The following is a 16,277-nucleotide window of genomic DNA, read 5'->3' as shown; positions in this document are numbered from 1 at the left end:
GCGTTTCCTTCCGTAGGTTTCGTGGCCGGCACGAGCTCCACGCTCGCTGTTGTTTCGCCGAGACAAGTGCATCCTGATCGACGCATGTGTATTATACCTACCTGTTATGTTTTCCAAAGTTGCCGTAAAGAATCGGCAAACGTCCAGGATCAGAAATGTCGAACACTCCTTTGCGGACCCAGTCAATCATCCAGGTACAGGAGCGCGCCCTAGAGCTCGGCTGGTTCCACGACCTGGAAGTCAGCTTCTCCTACTGGCACGGTGGCAAGCTGCTGCTGGATGGTCCGAAGTTCCAATGGCCAAATGAGACTGTGCTGGAGGATGTTCGCGATGAAGGCCAACGACTTTGCCGTATCTACGACATCTCCAGCACCTCCTCGCTCGAGCTCTTGGCGTTCCGCGTGGACAGGGAGGTGCCGCGAGCCAAGTCGCCGTCAGACGGACATTGGCACTACCCAGAACGGGACCAAGGCCTGCCGCCAACCCTCCTGCGCAGTTGCCATCTCATCTGGTCGTCGAAGACCGGAGAGGCACCAACTCTTCGCGACTGGCATGTTCGAGAGGCATGCTTTGCCAAATATGTACCTATCGTGGGTACATGCGTCGGGGCGGCGGACTTGCTCGGTCGCTTCTTTGTGCAGACGAATCCCCTCGCCCAGGACGCCATGCGGCGTGGGCTGGCCATTTTCGATGGCGAGGTGTCGCACCTCACCATAGACGAAGAGCCCTCCGGGCCAGGCGGACGGTTCATTCGGGTCGCCGGACAGATCTCAATCGCGACTGCGCCCGGTTCCCCTCGGACTTCCGATGCCGAACTCTTGGACACCGTCGCCCTGGCGGCGGCCATCGATGTTCGACCGACCAGCCGCGATTTGCACTGGGACACAACTCGACTGGACAAAGAGCAGCAGTCCTGGTCATGGCTCAATCCCTGAATCGATCGAACAGGCTTCGCGTTGCGTGTAACTCATTTCAGGGTGCCGAGACAACCTTACAAGGATGAATCCATGAACGAAGAAACGACGCTCGATAACCTCGAGGAGCTCACCGAATTGGCCCTACGCCCGCATTGGGCAATCGGATTGGCTGAAGGCTACATGCAACGCGGAGCCCAACTTTGCACGCGCGACGGCCGCAGGATGGGGAACGCAGTGGTTGCCGGGTTCGAGACGCGCGGCGAGAAGACTTTTGCGGTCGCTGTCACCGATGTCGGCACTGTCATGCGGTTGAACCAGGGCGAGCTTGCGGAGTGCTTCCATGAACCCAAGTGGCTGATGGACGTCGTCTCCCATGCCGGTGTGCAGCGTGCTCGCATCGCCGGAGAGACATTGCCTTAACCGACACACGCCGCCCTACTTTCGTGGGGCGGCGTTTCATTTGGTGCCCGCGCCTTCTCCAGCCTGCTGCCGCTGACAGCGACAAAGGCCTCGCACACGAACTTACTCGTCGCTGTCCAGCATCACGAGGTTGCAAGACCAACCTCTATGGAGATGAACATCATGAGCAAGACCAAGAAGACCGTGGGAATGAACCTCCAGCTTCCCTTGATTCCACCGATCGTAAAGGGAAACATTAAGACAGGCATGAAAATCATCGGAGCCAGCTCCGGAGATCTGTGGACACTCGACCCTTTTGAGATCATCGTCGACGAGGAGTACAACGTCCGGGAGAAGAACAAGGCCTACTACGACAAAGTCGAAAGCCTCTATCAATCGATGATGAACCCCGAGATTGGCTTCATGCGCGACAGCCCTCTGTCCGTGATCGGAGCCAAGCGGAACGGCAAGGACGTTGTCATCCTCAAGCGTGGCCATCGTCGACTTGAGGCAGCAAAGCGTGCCATCCGGGACGGTGCCAACTTCAAGCAAGTATATGCAGTCGCTACACAGCAGAATTTGACTGAGTTCGAGCGTACCTGCGATATGCACCTCGGAAACAATAGTGACAAACTATCGACTTTCGAGCTCGCCAAACTCTGCAAGACGGCGTCGATCTATGCTCCTGATGTCAAGACGATCGCGAAAGGCATGGAACTCGAACCGGGGTATGTCGAAGATCTCCTTTTGCTAATTGAAGGGCCGTTTGCCATTACGAGCTGGGTGCGTGACGAAGTCATCACGGCGAGTTTCGCCATCGACATGCTGAAGAAGCATGCCGACCAAGCCGCAGATGTTATTCAGCGGACGATCGACCGAGCAAAGGTAACCGGAAGCACAAAGGTATCTGCGAGGCACACACCTGGCGCCCTGCTCAGGAAGGCAGTGACGAAAGCGGCACCCGACATGCGCGTGGCCATCCACGACATCAAGGCTGACCCCGCTTTCACCATGCTCGCGCCTGACACCAAGGCAAGAATCGACACCATCTTCGAGGCCCTGAAAAAGGCAGAGGACGAGGAATCCCTCCTCAGCACTGCCGCCGGCGCCCCGAGCGACAACGGCGAGACGCCCGCTACGGAAACTGCTGGGAAGCAGGAATCCGTTGCAGCTTAATCAACCACGGCCCGCAGATCTTTCTGTGGGCCTCTTTCTTTTGTGGCGCAGAAAAAAGAAACCCGCGCTGTGCGCGGGGCATGGGGCTGGCATGTAGCCCTGGCTACCGCCGCAGCAAGCCAAAGACACGTCCCCAGACGCGGGGCCTGGAAATGCAAATTGACCGCCATGCCCCATCTTTGCGATGTTCCATTGACATACGGGCACCCTCGCTGCGGACTCGATAGTCGAATCGCGTCAGGCCTTCGCAGTGAAAGCACGCCGCAAGCCCCGTCAGGCGATAGACGTCCGGAAGAAGGTTGACCACACGGCCTCTCTGCAGCCGGGTGGCCAGCGGCTTGCCGCACCCCTCGCACGAGATACGGATCTCGGGAAGTACGGCGCCGTCTGAAAATTGGATCGGCAGAGACGCGGACAATGCAGGCGTCTCTTCCCACTCGCTAGTTGAGTTGACTGCTTGTGGATTCACTGGTCGGGGAAGCAATTTGCGTTGGCTGGTCTGCGCTCGCAAGCATAGCACCACCCTTTTCATCCCAGCCACATAGCATAGCTTCCACGTAGACCGCGACCCATCCGGGCATCTGCCGCTTTCCCCTCTCCCACTCGCCATATGCCGCCAGGCGCCGCCCGAACTTCTTCGCCATATCCTCTTGCCGCAGCCCGAGCTTCAGCCGCAAGGCAACCAGGTCGGGCGATGGCAGCGTTTTCTGCGGCTTCAAGATACCTCCGAACAACGCGGTTGCCAGTATCAGAACAGGCTCCGGTGCGCCCTCATGTTCCCAGCGGGTCACCAGCGGCGTCGAGACATGCAGCCAACTTGCGAGCGTCGATTGCGATATGCCTGCGGAAACACGGAAGCCCGCCAAAGCAGTAACCTCGCGATCGCGACGACGGACGCCGAACTCTGCGGCCATGTCGTCCCGGAACCGTTGTGCGGCGTACAGCGATCCGTCCTTGCCATGATAGGCGGCGTCTCTGAAGTGGCGATTGGCGACATACTTCCCGCTTTTGAACAGCCGCACACGCCAGCCGGCATCTGCTGGGTTGGCCGGACGTTCATCTCGGGAAATTCCTTGCATAGCTGGTTCGGCCAGCCTACGGGCTCCCGTTGCTGCTCGGTGCGTAGTTGTGGGCGGTTGCAGCGACACGCTGCCTGGATCGATCGTTCGCGATTGCATCTTCACTCGTTCTTCAAGCATTTGGACACCTGGCAGAGCTGATCCGGGTTACCAATCTCCTCCGGTTCCGCCATCGAAAGTCGGCCCTCCATTTCCGCCGCCGCCATTTCCGCTCCCGCCATACCATCCGCTGGATTCATCGCGGCTTTCCGCGCTTCTGGCGGGGGAGGAGCCGCTCAACATTGCGCCGACCACCACACCGGTAAGGAAGCCGCCGCCCGACGATTCGCGATGCGTTTCGGTGTTGTGCACTGCCGCTCGAGGAGCGATCGCCTGCGCAATAGGTCGACTTGTCACCACTGCCGGCCCGACTCGGCGATGATCACCAGGGTCCGCCACAGGGGGAGTAGTCACGACCCCGGTTTCCGCGGCCGTCTCTAAGCGTGAGGCCCTGGCCACGAGCGCCGGCATCACTCCCTCAATCGATGTGCCGTGCCGCCATTGCGACACTGTTCGCTCCACGTCTTCGCGCAGCTTCCAGATGGACTCCAGGATCAGATCCTTCTTTCCGGTTGGGTACGAAGCCGCCTTGCACACACCCTCCGCAGAGTCCAGACGCTTCAACAAGGCCTCCAGTTCGTCTGGCAGCCGGGCGATGCTTCGTGGCCGATCGCTCGTCTGGACTCGGAAGATCCCCATTAGCACGGCGACCCCCATCAAAAATGCCGCTGGAACGATGAGCCACAGCATCCGGCCCGCCCAGTCCTCAAGCACGGTCACCACTTGCTGCTGGCTGGAAAGCGTGTCGGTAGCCTGTAGCTGGGCAGCACTCGACGCGCCCTCTATGGCCGGAGTCTCTTGGGCGACGTCCGCGCTTTGGGATCGCGATGTGCCGGCGTCGAGGTTGCCTTCGACAAGCGCTTCCTCTCGGGTGACCATGGCCTCGAACAGCTTCGGCGATGATGCAAACTTGAGCGACGGATCAAGCTCCTTCGCCCTGCGATACTCTGCTAGCGCCTCAGCGTGCCGGAACTGGTGTGCATAGACCTGGCCGAGTTGGTAGTGCGCTTTCGGAGATTCGCGCTCCCGCAGAACCTCCCCGAGAAGCGACTCAGCTTTGGACCAGTCCTCTGATCTCACTGCGCTGGCCACATCGGCTGGCGACGGCATCGCAAGTGCCACCGCGGACATCACCAGAAGAGCAACGACCACGCAGAGGTTCTTCGCATTCGCCCTCACGTACGTGGCCCTCCTGCCTTGTCGGCACGCATAGACAAGATCGACTTGTTCGACGCTACGGCCTCGGCGTTATGGATCGCTTCCGGCGACAAACCCTCAATGCGGCTAGTCCAGACCACGCCAGGCGTCTTGTTCCTGACCGACCAGAGATAAGCGTTGTCTAAGTCCCCCGATTTTAGGTAGAGATCGGCAAGTCCTTTGGCCGCGTACGTCGATCCAGCCAACCAGGACCGTTCGAAGAATGCCACGGCGACATCGCGATTCCGCAGCACGGACCTTCCTTCAGCCATAAGCGATGCAGCATCATCCAACAGCGGAACGTCACCAGGTTTCCCTTCTGCCGTCTTGGCCCGCTCGACAATCTGCTCAGCAACGGCTTCGCGGCTGGCTTTCATCTCATAGGTCCGTACGTACCTCAGGAGTTGATCCGTCGCCAACACAGGCGCCAGCTCTGCAGCCCGCGCATCCAGTGCTACATACAGATCCCGTCGGTATGCACGAAAGGCCTCCCCGCAAATCCTCGGGAAGCCGCAAATGCTCGTGGTGTCAGGATCAGTCCTGCCCAACTCGGCCTCCAGAATTTCAAGGGCCTTGTTTCCATCAGATTCGGCCTTTGCCCGATCGATGACAGACACTTGCTCCACCGGTGCACTTTGGGTGCATCCAGCGACTCCGAATACGGCAAGAGCCAGCAATAGCGAGCAGATCCAGCGGTGATAGTTCATCATTCACTCCTGTAATGCGATGCCGTCGACCATTCTGGATTCATTCGACGGACGTTTCGCTACACAACACGTCCCAGTATTGGATTCCAAGACAAACGAGTAGCCCCGCCCGCTTCTTATGCCTCGCCGAGCCGACTGAAGATCCGGTCGAGCTTCTCACCCAACGTCGCCGCGGTGAAGGGCTTAACGATGTAGCCGTCGGCGCCGGCGTGAGCCGCTGCGATGATGTTGTCCTTCTTGCCCTCAGCGGTGACCATCAACACGCGCACGCCGGAGTACTTCTCAGATTGGCGAAGCGTTTGGAGCAAGGTCAACCCGTCCATGCGAGGCATGTTCCAATCCGTCAGGACAACGTCAAACGATCCAGCCTCCAGCTTCTCCAATGCATCGACGCCGTCCTCCGCCTCCTCCACATTCGCGTGGCCAATGTCCTTGAGCAAGTTTCGAACGATGCGACGCATCGTGGCGAAGTCGTCAACCACAAGGAACTTTCGATTCATGTTCATCCGAGCAATCCAGCGGCGTCTTATTGATCCATGGGGAATGAGTTGGCGCCCAGCACCAGGTCTTCACGTACATGCTTGATCAACTCTTCGCCGCCGGCGGTGATGCCATGCGCACGGATGCCGCCGGTAACGGCCCAGTACGTCTTGCCACTGTCGCGGTCGATCACCTTCTTGTGGAGCATCAGGCTGTAGTAGAAGAACCGCTCTCCGTCCCGATAGGATGCGGTCTCCATGACTCCAATCAGCCTGTAGTTCGAATCAAGGGCCTGGACCTTGGCGGGAAGGAACTGGGTCACTACCTCCGTGAACTTGGCCTTGTCCACGACCGCGTCTGTTGACGCCAGATTCATTTCAATCGCGTTGGCGGCCTGCGTCAGGCCGAGGAGCGTTGCGGCCAACGCGCATTTGAGAGCATTCTTCAAGATCAGCCTCAGGTAAGTACCCATACTATTCTCCACATTGACGACCTTCGAGCGGCTCGCTCCGACGCTTTCCCCGGAACCACGAAGGAATCTGGGCGACAAGCAGGCATAGAGCGAGGAAGCTAGCCAACCACATTAGCCCATTGGTAAGCCTTGACCCACCTGATAACCCGTTCATCGGCAAGGCAGCGCCGAGCCAAAGCGCTAGGCCGACGATTCCCACGAGCAGCACAAAGATGGACGCACAGAATGCAATCCGCACCAACAACGACTTCGACATCACCCACTCCTTGATTACCGAGACGACCACGACGGTCGCCGCAACCGGCTGATTGCGGAACCGCCTACGCGCCTGTACAGTTGGGCGAGGCGGACAGCGCATATCTTCCCTCCCCCTTTACAACAAATACCTCGGCATAACGCCGTAAGGTTTGACGGATCTTCTCTCTCCACCAACGGGTGTCAGTTGGACGGTTGCGCTGCAGCTCTTCATAAATATCAGCCAAGCTAGCCTCACCTCCCAGGCGGCGTAGCGCAAGCTCGATAACCTTGCGCCAAATGGGGCCGCTCCCCTGCTTCAGAACGAACTGGTAGTCGTCCTGCATGCGGTGCACAGCAACGGTCTCGTGAAACAAGGCAAATCCCAGAAGCCTGCGATGGCGCTCTTTGTGAAAGAGCGCGAACACCAAGGGGAGCCGCAAGCCATCGAACACATTCCGCGGCACGAGCTCCTGCGCGATGGTCCAACGCTGGTTGTAGTCCACTACGCGGCTCGCGGTCTGGAACGCGTAGGCCGGCAGAAGGAATCCAACCCTCCCCCCTTCCGGCAGCAATGCATGTGCGCGAGCAAGGAACTTGTCCACCAGCGCCAGCTTGAACGGAGGGTTGCCGATGATTGCCGTGGGCCTCGCCTCCAAGTCAACCGTGCAGAAGTCACCAGTGATTACCTCGCGTCCGGTCGCGACTCGCGCGCACTCGGCCGCCAGTGGATCAATCTCAACGCCGATCGCCGGCACATCAGTCGGAATTGCCCCAAGGAAAGCGCCAGGGCCGCAGGCCGGCTCGATAACAAGGTCGTCTCGCCCGAGGTCGCCGAAGTACCGCTCGACAAGCTGCTCCGCCGCCCACGCGGGCGTCGGGTACTGCCCCAATTGGCGAATCTTGTCCTGGTCGTTCAACGCGGGCGTCGGGTACTGCCCCAATTGGCGAATCTTGTCCTGGTCGTTCATCTTGTTTAGTTGACGGCTTCAGTTGCCGTATTGTTACGTGTTACTGTTATTTTGGTCAAGCCGAAAAATGGAAAGACCAAAAGAAAAAACCCCCGCTCGCGATAACGCGTAGCGGGGGTGGTGCAGGGTTAAGTGCAGTGAGCTGTCAGTGCATGGCAGCCTTACTCATCGACGTCCGGCGGCTCGTATGGCGCCTGATCTGCTTGCGCAGTTGCGCGGCCTCCTGAAGCATCTCCGGGCAGACCACTTTCCAGACCGCACAAACGGCGTGTCCGGAGCGAACGACGCGATCGGTTTCCTGGAACTTGTTGAGGTCAAGAATCGACTTCAGGACGCTGTCGTCGAGATCCCAGTTGATGGCGATCTCATCGTCTGCGAAGGCTTCATCGGGCAGGTTCACGTTCAGCCTGGCGTATGGACCCTCATCAGCCCAGAGTTGAATGGCGATCCGACCGTTCGTGAAGACCATTACTTGCGTGGTGATTGCTTCATTCATGAGTATCTCCTTGAGCATGGGTGATCAAACCCGATCCATGGGCCTTGTGGACTGATATGTCCTCCACACGACTATATGAAAAAGGCCTGCCGGTTCGGCAGGCCTTATGGGCAACGATCGGGCTTCCAGGTAGTTATCGACCGTGCGCGGACGTCTCGACGTGCGTCCGATCAACCTTGTCCACGGAGTGCAGGAGATATCGCAGAAGCGCCCCGGTGACAAGCAGCACCACAACGACCTTGAGAGGCGAGATCACGCTCAGCGCAATGCCCAGCATCGGGCCCAGGACAACGCAGAACAGGATCGTCAGCGCCGCGATCAGGATCAGGGCAAGCAAGTAGGAGCGCCAGTTTGCGCGAACGTGTTCCATGGGGAATTCCTGTGTGGCCGTTGTATCAGATCGCTATTCTAGTCGTGTTTGTACCTGTTAGGTATCGTTTTGCCGCGAACATGTTCTTTCAGCGCAACCAAGCCCCTGTGTAACGGGGCCCACTGGTGTTCCCGAGAACGGCATCGACCCTCCCTAGGAGATGGCTGTCCGGCACGAAGCCCCAGTATCGGCCGTCCAGGCTATCGCTTCGGTTGTCCCCGATCACGAAATAGTGCCCTGCGGGCACGATGCACTGCATTCCCGCTCTGCCGAAGGCGCAACCATTCTTGGGGTGCAACGCCTCGACGGCGGCCAGATCCGCCCAAGGGGTTCCGGGCCGGTGGAGTGACTGGTAGCTCGTCGATCCGAGCCGCTCGACGAACTGGTCGGCCGCCACGGGATGGCCAGCATCGCTCGTGTAGGTGTAGCTGCCGGCGGGGGCCTGAGGAAGCCTTTCACCGTTGATCTCGATACCTGAATCATCGACGCGGACGGTATCCCCCGGGATTCCGATGACTCGTTTCACGAACGCACGGCTCCGATCGGGCGGGTACTCGAAAACGATCATCTGTCCTCTAGCGGGCTGGCCGGTTGGGATCAGCGGGAGGTTGAGCACTGGCAGGCGGATGCCATAGGAGAACTTGTCCACGATGATCACGTCGCCAACTGATAGCGTCGGCCGCATGGATGACGACGGGACGACGAACGGCTCCACAACGAAGAACCTCACTACGCATACGCCCAGCACCATGAGGAACGCGTCGCTCCCGTAACGCGCCGCCCCGGACGTCCAGCGGCGCCCACGCGTGCGCTTGGCCAACCAGTCCGCCCCCCATAGAAGGCCACTCACCGCTGCTGCTACCAGCAGTGCTGAGGGCAAAGTGGCCACGTAGACCAATAACAAAAACGGGCCGAAGATCGCACATGAGTAGCCAAGGGACAGAAGCCTGCTGTTGACCTCGTCTGTCTCCCCCCGCCGGCGGCCGTAAGCCACCATGGCCGGCCCAGCGGCGGTCAGCGCCAGACCCGACAGGAAGAGGCTCATGCGACACCTCCATTGCTTGGTCGTTTGTGACGCACGAGTTTGCAAATCAGCCATGCTGCAGACAGCACAGCCAGCCCACCGGACACCCAGCCGACGGTCTCTGCGGCGGCCCACAAACGCACGTACCAGGTGCTGCTGTGGAGTAGGTCCCTGGCAGCGATCGCGACCGACGCGAGCAGGAATGCAATCACAAGGACGTTGAAAGCGATTGTGAGCAGCAGATATGGGCGAAAGCTCTGCCACCAGTTCACGATGATGGTCCGTACGTTCATTCTGATTCCTTCTGGGGTGCCAGCGACCACCCGAACTCGTCGACGAGCAGCCGCCAACCGGCAAGTGCGCCAATTAGATGGGAGTCGCCTTCTCGCACTGCGTTGACGTTCAGCGTTCGGGAGTAGTAGCCGGCGAGCGTGGCGGCGGCGGCTTCGAACTCGTCTCGGAACGCCGCATGTGAAGGCGTACCTTCACAGGGCGAACAGCTTTCGAACTGGAGAGGGAACGGCTGCACGATCAGTAGCCCGGGGGCAAACGAGGAGCACAGCCACCTCAGCATGAACTGGCCCAGCCACTCGCCCAACCCTTGACCTTGCTGGTCAGCCCTCACCTCAATGCGGGAGAGGTGCAGGATCGGAGCCGACCCGAGCAAACCGCCGACGTCCTGCACGGCCGATTGCGACAGTGCGATCGCCATTGAGCTCAGCGCACTGCTAGCGCTATCGCAAGCGTCTAGAAACTGCCACTCCTCCAGCGCCTGGCCGGCGCATGGCGACAACAAGTCGAACTCAGCATACGCACGTGGAAAAGACTCGCCTTGCCTGAACGCCTGCGCATGCACGCCCCTGGCATCCACGCCGGAGTCTTCCGAGAGAAAGCTGTCGGACACCTGGCAGAGGACAAGCCACGGCTCCTCGGCAAACTCGGCGTCAAGGCGGATTCCGTCAGTCAACGCCTCGACTTCGCTGAAGTAGCCGCTCTCTTGCCGGCGCCGCGGCCAACCCAGTTCCAAGGCGGTGGTGGATTTTTTAGCAGTCACGATGTCTCCGTTGATGGGCCACAACTGCGGTTCAATGCCGCGGCCTAGTTGCGCTTCCAGCCAACAACCTTGTCCTTGAAGCCCTTGCCGGGCGCGAAGGTCGGGACCGTCCTGGAGGGGATCTCGACGAAGGCCCCAGTGCGAGGGTTTCGCGCGGCGCGGGCGGCGCGGGTGACCCCACGGAATGCGCCAAATCCAACAATGGTCACCTCGCCACCCGCGGCGACCTCGTTCTCAATCGCCGACAAGACCGTCTGAAGTGCACGCTCTGCGGCGACCTTCGTGAGACCGCAACCTTGGGCGACTTTCGCCACCAACTCTGCTTTGTTCATGACACCTTCTCCTGTTTGCAACAGAGGCGACTTGGCTTCGCCCCATTCATACTCTTTAGCGCGAGTCAAGTCCCTCGGCGGCGGCACCCCACAACCGGCTGACGTAGCCGTCGTCCGCGATCGCGATTTCTTCCCTCCATGGACGCCCACCAATTGCCAAGGACGCACGGCCTGATACCTGCGCGCAAATGGAATCGAGAGCGAAGGTTCTGCAGGAAGCGTTCTTTGTGATGTGACAATCGGCCTGAGAAGTGACCAGTGCCTCGCAGTCAATCGAGCTCATCCCGCCGGCGGAGACTGTGAGGTGCCGGCAGCGTCCGCCTGCCGATACTTCACTGGAGTCGGCCCCTTGGATCTCGAGCGCATCTACGTCGATATCGGCGATGCTGACGATCGCGTCGCCGCCCGCGGCAACGCCGGCGATCTGGGGCGCGGCAATACCGACGACTACGCGTCCCTGATGTTCGAACGCGTGGTGGGCACCGGGATCGACCTCGATCACCAAGGTGCCCTGGCTGACAACTGTGCTGACTGCCTGCAGCTGCGCCTGCGAGCTGGCGGAAAGCCTGAGCTGATGGTAGGGCAGTTGGTGGAACTGCAGATCGAATGGCCCGACAACGCGTAAGCGGGACGGAACCAGGATCTGCCGCTGCTCGGCGAGCATCTCAAGGTGGACATCACCAGACGACTCGTTCGATGGCCGGCCAGTCAACCTGCGGATGCAGCACCAGAGAACTCTCAAAGGCTGGAAGCCGCCCATCATCGAGCCCCGTCCTTGGGCAGGAAGTGAATGTCGTTTTCCTCGGCGTCATAGGCCCAGTGTCCATCGGCATCAGGTGAATACGCCTCTCCTTTCAACAGTTCAAGAGCAACCGCCCTTTCGCCGTCTCGCAGATCTGGGAGCCATCCATCCACCATGCCGGTGAATCGCTGCTCGTAGAGCTCGTAGAACTGGCCACATCCCTGGTTGGCCTGCGCCGACATCTCGCGGATCGTGGCTTGAAGGTCCTCTCGCGTGAGCGGTCGCAACTCATACTCGCGTTGGCCCCAGCCGGCCTTCCAGTTCTTTGCCAGTGCGATATCGCCGGCGACGAACGGAGATGGTTCAGGGTTTGGGTAGCTGGCATAGCCAGCCTGGAACGCGAGCTCGATGGCCAGAGTTTCTTCGCGCCTGTCGGCAAACAGCCTGCTGAGCGCGATCGCCGCGCTCGCCTCCAGCGCGTAGACGGCCGGATCTGCTGGAAACACAGTCACAGTCGTGTTTGCATTTTCTCGAATGGCCTCTGGCCGTTCTAGTACGCGCAACAGCAGAGCGCCCAACACGGTGAGCTTCAGCGAGGCGCCATCACGCATGGCATCGGCACCCTCGCCGCTAATTGCGCCTGGAGCCGGCTCCACGAGACCCAACATCCGCAACGATCGACAGGATTCCTCGGTCAACTGTGACGCGGCAAACGCGGCTCGGCGCACTGCACGCAGGCCATCAACGGTCTCCGGCGGCATCTCCACGCCGCAAAAGCGCACCGCCCCATCCTTTGCCTTGATCAGGCTGCGAACTGACTTCAACTTTTCTCTCCTGGGCAAGCACATTCCCACCTATCTCGCTTCATATCGCGTAGCAATACACGCTCAGTGGAAGGCTCACGATGTTCGAGCGAAAAAAAGCCCGCATAACGCGGGCAAGCGGTGATACGAGGAGAAAGGGGTCAGGCGGCGCCGGGCACGAACAGCGTATAGACGACGTACACGAGGCACAGAGTGGCGAAAAAGCCGCTCAGGACGAGAGTCAGTCGATTTTCGGCCAGCAGATCCGTCACAAACGCGTCGAAGTCCGGGGGCACGGAGGAGGCGTTGCCCGTTTTCACGGTGAAAAGGCGCTTCCGGCGCTGAAAAGCGATCAGGAAGATGAAGGCACAGATCACGAGGGCAACACGGGCAGCAACAAGGGCAGTCATGGTGGGCATCAACCTTTTCGGTTACTCAACGGTTCTTATGCTACATAACACGTATCGATACGTCAACAGCGAATTTTAGGCGCGTGCAACACACCATGTGCAGAGCACCAGAGGCTATCGAACCTGAACGGCGTTACGGTGGAGCGCCTCGATACCGCGCTTCAGCTTCTCGCTCTCCCCTGCCTGGTAGCTGGGCCACGGCGCGAACGGCCACTCCGACAGTACCCCGCCCCAAACCAGCGAAGTCGGGCAGCGGTACCGCGCCGTCTCGCTGTCGATTCGCACGAGAGAGATGCCATCGCATTGAACATCATCGACGCCCAGAGCTCGAGCGTCTCCAATTCCGGACTTGTCCCGGTCGCTGAAGAAGACCCAGTGATCGATCGCCGTCCCCGTCAGGTAGATGCCGGCGAGCACGGCCCAGACGATCATGCCGACCCGAAATGCGGGCCCTTCCGCGGCCTGGTGCCTAGCCGCGAGCAGCTTCTTGCCGAACACGATGACGGTTAGCACGCCTAAGGCGAAAAACAGCGGCACGCTCAGGTTAGTGCCTGGTCGCTGCGCCCCGGTGAAAACTGCCTCAAGGCCGAAGCCGAAGATCACCGCGCAGGCGCCAACGGTTGCGGCCAGCCAATGCAGCACGGCAGTTAGGCGTTGCGGTCCGTCGCGGTTCGAAAGCGCGCGGAACGTTGCGATCATGTGGGCATACAGCAAGAACGTGGTGGCTGCGAGGAACGGCATTGGTGGGGATGCTTCGAGAAGACGGTGTGAGAATCGAATGATGTGCGCTCAGCTCATTCGCCGGCGAAGGCGATCGCGTCATTTGGGACATCGATGCCATGGTGCTCACGCACCTTCTGCTGGAACGTGCGCCACTGCTCCGGCCCGGCAGCGCCGTGAGTGCAATAGAGACACTGGGGAGCGCCGGCCATCTGCGCTTCGCCGCTAGCGTGAACGTCGATGCCGAATCGCTTGCTAAAGCGGGCAATACAATTGCCATCGGCCCAGTTGACCCAAACGGTGTCGCCCTGGGCGGAGGTCCGGACCTCGAAGGCGGACACTTCGGCATCCTCCCAGCCGCGCTCGGCAGGCGCTGCGCTGGCCGCGGCGCCGCTCTTTGGCACCTCAGCCTCCAAGGCCAACCGGTCAAGGAAGCCACTGGCCTTTTCGGCAGACCAAAGCTCGCTCGGTCGGCCATCAGGGTCACCGCCCTGCTGCAAAAACCAGTCGCCAAAGCGCCATCCGACCAGGTACTGCTCAGACCGCCCGGTCGGCTCTCCGGCGGCGGCGACGTCATCAAGACACTGTGTAGCCATTCCGATTGTCCGTTACGCCGCTGCTGCAGCGCTGGAGCCTATGACGTTCAGAAGGTCGTAGACCGTGTCGTAGATGCCTTCCCTGCAAACGAAGAAGATCGAGCCGCCGGCGTCGGCCTTGAGGAAAGCCTGGCGAACGAGCTCCTTTGCCTTGAACTTGGATGCCACATCGACCAACTGAGGTGAGTTCTTCCCGAGCTCCTTCAATCGCTCGTAAGCCGCCTGCCCAACGGGCGTCAGATACAGCCCTTCGCGTGCGACATTGCCAATGCCGAGGCCTACCGCGAACTTACCCGCCGCGGTTACGGTGTCCAGGACCACATAGGACTCGAGGTACTTCGCCTGGTCTTTGATCTCGCTGGATATCTTCATTTCAACTCAGTCTGTTTGCTCTGGTAGCGTAGTCAGCAAGGCTGCACTCACCTGTCGAAGTCCATGCCACGGTCTTGCGAGGGAGTTTCGCGGTCATTCTCAGGTTCCGGCGAAAGCCCGAACCGTTGGAGGTAGTGGTCCGTGACCGTCGAGAGCAACTGATTGCCGGCTAGCTCCTGACTCAACTCCATCGCTCTTTCCGCTGTGACCGAGACAATGAAGAGTGGCTTCTTTTCCGCAACGCCATCAAGGTAGGCCAGGATCTCGCTTGTATCCGCGAATGCCCCAAATTTCTCGGAGGCAACGATGGCGTGGCCCACCAGCAGTTCTGGTAGACGGATGCCGAGATCGGACAGTTTTGCTGTGAGGGGCTGTTGCTTCCCGCGAGGCAACCGGCCTACCAGCACCGAAGGAACATACGGTAGGTCCTTCGAGTACTGCATGTACAACCCGAATGCTCCTTTACTAGGCTCGTGCACCTTGGAAAGCGCTTCAACCTGCAACCCATCGCCATTTTCCTGAGCATAGTTAAGGGTGAACGGGCTTTGGCCCGATCTTGCCTTCTTTGCCTGTATCCAGAAAAGGCGAGCAAACCCATTTGGCACCAGTCCTTGTCCAGCAACAATCAGCAGAATATCGGCGCCGACAGCGGCCTCTTTCATTCCGGGTTCGCTTTGCTCGAAGATGGCGTTGTAAGCGACCTGGAGCTTCCCACCGTCTCCCGTAAAGATTGGCGACGTTCTCGTTTCAGATGCCAACTTTGCCAAGAAATCCCTAGAGATTCCGTTCTCGTCTTTCGCGACCGTCGCGGCCTTCACCGCGGCATGAGAGGCATGGACCAAGCACCAGTACAGCGTCCAGATCTCTGCCACGGGAAACCTGTCCGCGTTGCTTGCATCCGATAACGATGCGCTACCGCCAATAAGTCCGCGTAGAACCTTCAGCGTAGTTTCGTAGATTCCTTTTGGCGTCTCAGGCGGAAATTCCACTAGCGCGGGCGAGCACCAATCCTGCCGGTCCTGACGCATTCTCGCCTCGGCTTGCAATCGCCTGATCTCTCCCCGGCTCTCCGATAGGTCTCGCTTGGCCGTCTTGAGCTCCGAAAGCAGAGAGGCGACTGCCTTCCGGCAGTCCCTCAGGCCAGCCTTGAGCCTAGTGGGCAGATCCTTGGAAGCGTCAGCCTCTCGCAAATCCAGATCAGACATCAGGGTAGAAACAACCTTTGTCAGATCGCTCAGGTCAACATCCGTGGCTAGTGGTTCAGGATTTTGATCGCCGACTGCCCTCCTAAAGCCCAGGGAAGACAACAGAGATTTGATGAACGGCTGCTGCATGACAGGTCCAGTATATTTACGTACCACGTATCGCTACGCGTTATGGATCATACGTGACATCTTTAGATTTGCCAAGAAGAGCTCCCGGCGTGCGGCGGAGGCCGGGACTGTCGCAGACAATCGCCGGAGCCTAGAAAGCCAAAGGCCCGCACGATCTTTCAATCGTGCGGGCCTTCGACTGCAAGTGCGACCTTTCGATCGCTTCCCAACCTCAGAGGAGAATCTGAGACCGATGTGTGTCGGTATGGGACTATTAGACATGAGGATGGCACCCTTTGCAAGGAACATTACCC

The 16,277-nt window shown here is 59.7% G+C and carries 22 protein-coding genes; 3 read left to right on the top strand and 19 right to left on the bottom strand.

Annotation, left to right across the window (positions count from 1 at the left end; all coding sequences use genetic code 11):
- Positions 1 to 155 precede the first annotated feature (155 nt).
- The 3 genes from EHF44_RS01130 to EHF44_RS01120 all read left to right on the top strand — a co-directional run bounded on the left by EHF44_RS01130 (position 156) and on the right by EHF44_RS01120 (position 2,492).
- Positions 156 to 935: a hypothetical protein gene (locus EHF44_RS01130; protein ID WP_017510877.1), complete on the top strand. Its 780-nt coding sequence runs from the start codon at positions 156 to 158 to the stop codon at positions 933 to 935.
- 72 nt (positions 936 to 1,007) lie between these two features.
- A complete protein-coding gene (locus tag EHF44_RS01125) occupies positions 1,008 to 1,337 on the top strand; it encodes a hypothetical protein (protein ID WP_017510878.1) in 330 nt (109 codons plus the stop codon).
- Between the two features lie 162 nt (positions 1,338 to 1,499).
- Positions 1,500 to 2,492: a hypothetical protein gene (locus tag EHF44_RS01120; RefSeq protein WP_017510879.1), complete on the top strand. Its 993-nt coding sequence runs from the start codon at positions 1,500 to 1,502 to the stop codon at positions 2,490 to 2,492.
- Positions 2,493 to 2,932: 440 nt separating this feature from the next.
- Here the strand turns inward: EHF44_RS01120 and EHF44_RS01115 are convergent, their stop codons facing one another.
- The 19 genes from EHF44_RS01115 to EHF44_RS01025 form a co-directional block, all read right to left on the bottom strand.
- Complete coding sequence (locus EHF44_RS01115; protein WP_189443406.1) at positions 2,933 to 3,691, bottom strand: helix-turn-helix domain-containing protein; 759 nt, start codon at positions 3,689 to 3,691, stop codon at positions 2,933 to 2,935.
- Between the two features lie 27 nt (positions 3,692 to 3,718).
- Positions 3,719 to 4,822, bottom strand: coding sequence for a tetratricopeptide repeat protein (locus EHF44_RS01110; RefSeq protein ID WP_124682110.1), 1,104 nt, complete (start codon positions 4,820 to 4,822; stop codon positions 3,719 to 3,721).
- A 23-nt stretch (positions 4,823 to 4,845) separates the two neighbouring features.
- Positions 4,846 to 5,577, bottom strand: a complete 732-nt coding sequence (locus EHF44_RS01105; RefSeq protein WP_124682109.1) for a hypothetical protein — start codon at positions 5,575 to 5,577, stop codon at positions 4,846 to 4,848.
- Between the two features lie 113 nt (positions 5,578 to 5,690).
- Positions 5,691 to 6,080, bottom strand: a complete 390-nt coding sequence (cheY, locus tag EHF44_RS01100; RefSeq protein ID WP_017510883.1) for a chemotaxis response regulator CheY — start codon at positions 6,078 to 6,080, stop codon at positions 5,691 to 5,693.
- Positions 6,081 to 6,100: 20 nt separating this feature from the next.
- On the bottom strand, positions 6,101 to 6,526 hold the full coding sequence (locus tag EHF44_RS01095) for a hypothetical protein (RefSeq protein WP_017510884.1): 426 nt from the start codon (positions 6,524 to 6,526) through the stop codon (positions 6,101 to 6,103).
- 320 nt (positions 6,527 to 6,846) lie between these two features.
- A complete protein-coding gene (locus EHF44_RS01090) occupies positions 6,847 to 7,731 on the bottom strand; it encodes a class I SAM-dependent methyltransferase (RefSeq protein ID WP_017510886.1) in 885 nt (294 codons plus the stop codon).
- Between the two features lie 145 nt (positions 7,732 to 7,876).
- The gene (locus tag EHF44_RS01085) at positions 7,877 to 8,227 is read right to left on the bottom strand and encodes a hypothetical protein (protein ID WP_017510887.1); all 351 of its coding nucleotides are present in this window, start codon (positions 8,225 to 8,227) and stop codon (positions 7,877 to 7,879) included.
- Between the two features lie 133 nt (positions 8,228 to 8,360).
- A complete protein-coding gene (locus tag EHF44_RS01080) occupies positions 8,361 to 8,597 on the bottom strand; it encodes a hypothetical protein (protein WP_017510888.1) in 237 nt (78 codons plus the stop codon).
- 88 nt (positions 8,598 to 8,685) lie between these two features.
- On the bottom strand, positions 8,686 to 9,642 hold the full coding sequence (lepB, locus tag EHF44_RS01075) for a signal peptidase I (protein ID WP_017510889.1): 957 nt from the start codon (positions 9,640 to 9,642) through the stop codon (positions 8,686 to 8,688).
- Positions 9,639 to 9,914: a hypothetical protein gene (locus tag EHF44_RS01070; protein WP_017510890.1), complete on the bottom strand. Its 276-nt coding sequence runs from the start codon at positions 9,912 to 9,914 to the stop codon at positions 9,639 to 9,641. The genes lepB and EHF44_RS01070 overlap by 4 nt, the downstream gene beginning before the upstream one ends.
- The gene (locus EHF44_RS01065; RefSeq protein ID WP_017510891.1) at positions 9,911 to 10,675 is read right to left on the bottom strand and encodes a hypothetical protein; all 765 of its coding nucleotides are present in this window, start codon (positions 10,673 to 10,675) and stop codon (positions 9,911 to 9,913) included. Before EHF44_RS01065 ends, EHF44_RS01070 begins: the two co-directional genes overlap by 4 nt.
- A gap of 44 nt (positions 10,676 to 10,719) precedes the next feature.
- The gene (locus tag EHF44_RS01060) at positions 10,720 to 11,007 is read right to left on the bottom strand and encodes an HU family DNA-binding protein (RefSeq protein WP_029309235.1); all 288 of its coding nucleotides are present in this window, start codon (positions 11,005 to 11,007) and stop codon (positions 10,720 to 10,722) included.
- Between the two features lie 55 nt (positions 11,008 to 11,062).
- Positions 11,063 to 11,671 (bottom strand): GIN domain-containing protein, encoded by a 609-nt coding sequence (locus EHF44_RS28940; RefSeq protein WP_172965989.1) that lies wholly within the window; start codon positions 11,669 to 11,671, stop codon positions 11,063 to 11,065.
- Positions 11,672 to 11,766: 95 nt separating this feature from the next.
- Entirely contained in the window at positions 11,767 to 12,573 is an 807-nt protein-coding gene (locus tag EHF44_RS01050) for a hypothetical protein (RefSeq protein WP_017510894.1), read from the bottom strand.
- A gap of 140 nt (positions 12,574 to 12,713) precedes the next feature.
- Complete coding sequence (locus EHF44_RS01045) at positions 12,714 to 12,971, bottom strand: hypothetical protein (RefSeq protein WP_223277486.1); 258 nt, start codon at positions 12,969 to 12,971, stop codon at positions 12,714 to 12,716.
- Positions 12,972 to 13,076: 105 nt separating this feature from the next.
- Positions 13,077 to 13,703, bottom strand: a complete 627-nt coding sequence (locus tag EHF44_RS01040; RefSeq protein ID WP_017512890.1) for a hypothetical protein — start codon at positions 13,701 to 13,703, stop codon at positions 13,077 to 13,079.
- Positions 13,704 to 13,756: 53 nt separating this feature from the next.
- On the bottom strand, positions 13,757 to 14,278 hold the full coding sequence (locus EHF44_RS01035; RefSeq protein WP_017512889.1) for a hypothetical protein: 522 nt from the start codon (positions 14,276 to 14,278) through the stop codon (positions 13,757 to 13,759).
- Positions 14,279 to 14,290: 12 nt separating this feature from the next.
- The gene (locus EHF44_RS01030) at positions 14,291 to 14,650 is read right to left on the bottom strand and encodes a hypothetical protein (protein ID WP_017512888.1); all 360 of its coding nucleotides are present in this window, start codon (positions 14,648 to 14,650) and stop codon (positions 14,291 to 14,293) included.
- 47 nt (positions 14,651 to 14,697) lie between these two features.
- On the bottom strand, positions 14,698 to 15,984 hold the full coding sequence (locus tag EHF44_RS01025; protein ID WP_017512887.1) for a hypothetical protein: 1,287 nt from the start codon (positions 15,982 to 15,984) through the stop codon (positions 14,698 to 14,700).
- Between the last annotated feature and the right edge of the window lie 293 nt (positions 15,985 to 16,277).

This window comes from Cupriavidus pauculus, from assembly GCF_003854935.1.
GTDB lineage: Bacteria > Pseudomonadota > Gammaproteobacteria > Burkholderiales > Burkholderiaceae > Cupriavidus > Cupriavidus pauculus_C.
This window is presented reverse-complemented; position numbering and strand designations above follow the sequence as displayed.

Excerpts from the sequence above, each read along its gene's own strand:
- EHF44_RS01130 (WP_017510877.1), top strand. The coding sequence starts at position 156 with ATGTCGAACACTCCTTTGCGGACCCAGTCAATCATCCAGGTACAGGAG.
- EHF44_RS01125 (WP_017510878.1), top strand. The coding sequence starts at position 1,008 with ATGAACGAAGAAACGACGCTCGATAACCTCGAGGAGCTCACCGAATTG.
- EHF44_RS01120 (WP_017510879.1), top strand. The coding sequence starts at position 1,500 with ATGAGCAAGACCAAGAAGACCGTGGGAATGAACCTCCAGCTTCCCTTG.
- EHF44_RS01115 (WP_189443406.1), bottom strand. The coding sequence starts at position 3,691 with ATGCTTGAAGAACGAGTGAAGATGCAATCGCGAACGATCGATCCAGGC.
- EHF44_RS01105 (WP_124682109.1), bottom strand. The coding sequence starts at position 5,577 with ATGATGAACTATCACCGCTGGATCTGCTCGCTATTGCTGGCTCTTGCC.
- cheY (WP_017510883.1), bottom strand. The coding sequence starts at position 6,080 with ATGAACATGAATCGAAAGTTCCTTGTGGTTGACGACTTCGCCACGATG.
- EHF44_RS01095 (WP_017510884.1), bottom strand. The coding sequence starts at position 6,526 with ATGGGTACTTACCTGAGGCTGATCTTGAAGAATGCTCTCAAATGCGCG.
- EHF44_RS01090 (WP_017510886.1), bottom strand. The coding sequence starts at position 7,731 with ATGAACGACCAGGACAAGATTCGCCAATTGGGGCAGTACCCGACGCCC.
- EHF44_RS01085 (WP_017510887.1), bottom strand. The coding sequence starts at position 8,227 with ATGAATGAAGCAATCACCACGCAAGTAATGGTCTTCACGAACGGTCGG.
- EHF44_RS01080 (WP_017510888.1), bottom strand. The coding sequence starts at position 8,597 with ATGGAACACGTTCGCGCAAACTGGCGCTCCTACTTGCTTGCCCTGATC.
- lepB (WP_017510889.1), bottom strand. The coding sequence starts at position 9,642 with ATGAGCCTCTTCCTGTCGGGTCTGGCGCTGACCGCCGCTGGGCCGGCC.
- EHF44_RS01070 (WP_017510890.1), bottom strand. The coding sequence starts at position 9,914 with ATGAACGTACGGACCATCATCGTGAACTGGTGGCAGAGCTTTCGCCCA.
- EHF44_RS01060 (WP_029309235.1), bottom strand. The coding sequence starts at position 11,007 with ATGAACAAAGCAGAGTTGGTGGCGAAAGTCGCCCAAGGTTGCGGTCTC.
- EHF44_RS28940 (WP_172965989.1), bottom strand. The coding sequence starts at position 11,671 with ATGCTCGCCGAGCAGCGGCAGATCCTGGTTCCGTCCCGCTTACGCGTT.
- EHF44_RS01045 (WP_223277486.1), bottom strand. The coding sequence starts at position 12,971 with ATGCCCACCATGACTGCCCTTGTTGCTGCCCGTGTTGCCCTCGTGATC.
- EHF44_RS01040 (WP_017512890.1), bottom strand. The coding sequence starts at position 13,703 with ATGCCGTTCCTCGCAGCCACCACGTTCTTGCTGTATGCCCACATGATC.
- EHF44_RS01035 (WP_017512889.1), bottom strand. The coding sequence starts at position 14,278 with ATGGCTACACAGTGTCTTGATGACGTCGCCGCCGCCGGAGAGCCGACC.
- EHF44_RS01030 (WP_017512888.1), bottom strand. The coding sequence starts at position 14,650 with ATGAAGATATCCAGCGAGATCAAAGACCAGGCGAAGTACCTCGAGTCC.
- EHF44_RS01025 (WP_017512887.1), bottom strand. The coding sequence starts at position 15,984 with ATGCAGCAGCCGTTCATCAAATCTCTGTTGTCTTCCCTGGGCTTTAGG.